The sequence below is a fragment of the Streptomyces niphimycinicus genome, from assembly GCF_018883605.1.
Taxonomy (GTDB): Bacteria; Actinomycetota; Actinomycetes; order Streptomycetales; family Streptomycetaceae; genus Streptomyces; species Streptomyces niphimycinicus.
Genome location: NZ_JAHLEM010000754.1, coordinates 1 through 761 on the forward strand (window position 1 = coordinate 1; position 761 = coordinate 761).

A 761-nucleotide genomic window follows, 5' to 3' on the forward strand; every position below is an offset into this window, starting at 1 on the left:
TGGCACAGCTCTGAGCTGGTCAGCCGATGGGGTTGACGAAGGTGCCGGGATGGGTGGCGCCGCGCTGGTCGACAAGGCTGTCGGACTCCCAGGGCCACTCGATCTTGAGGGACTTGGTCTCGTTGGGCGGGGTGATCTCGACCCAGGCCGGCTGGTAGAAGCCCTCTTCCTCTCTGGTGAAGGCGAGGTTGAGGGTGAACTCGGTGCTCTGGCCGGCCTCCACCTCCAGGGGGCTCCACTTCTGCGAGGAGCGGACCAGGGACCAGCGCTCGCCGCCGTTGATCGAGGTCAGGTCCACACCGGGGAAGCCGCCGAGCTTGCAGGAGTAGTTGCCCTTGTTCATCAGGACGATGGTGGCGGTCGTCCCGCCGTCCTCCGGCACCGGGAGCGCGTCCTCACCCGTGGCGAACGCGGCTTCCAGGTTTTCGGTGCGGCAGCGCTCGACGCCGGCGTGCGCCCTGCCGCCGCCTTCGGTGGCGGCCTGCCCACCGCCCGACTGCTTCTCCGCGGCGCCCGTCTCCGAGCCCCCCTTGGCCTTGGCGTCCGTACCCTGCGCACCGTTGGAGGAACCCGAGGAGCCGCTGGACCCGGCCGGGGCCGTGTCGGTCTGGCCCGCGGACTTCTTATCGCCGCCCTCCGAGCCGTTGCAGGCCGTCAGGGTCAGGGCGGCGGCCGCGGTCAGGACCGCGGCGGCCACGCGGACGGTACGACGGCGGGCGATGCGGGCAGTGGTGTCGGAACGCATTTCGGGTCCCCCGGAG

The 761-nt window shown here is 71.0% G+C and carries 1 protein-coding gene; it reads right to left on the reverse strand.

Going from position 1 to position 761, the window contains the following annotated elements; all coding sequences use genetic code 11:
• Positions 1–19: 19 nt before the first annotated feature.
• Positions 20–761 (reverse strand): DUF4232 domain-containing protein (locus KN815_RS41850; protein WP_308403700.1); only part of this gene is annotated, 742 nt, incomplete at its 5' end.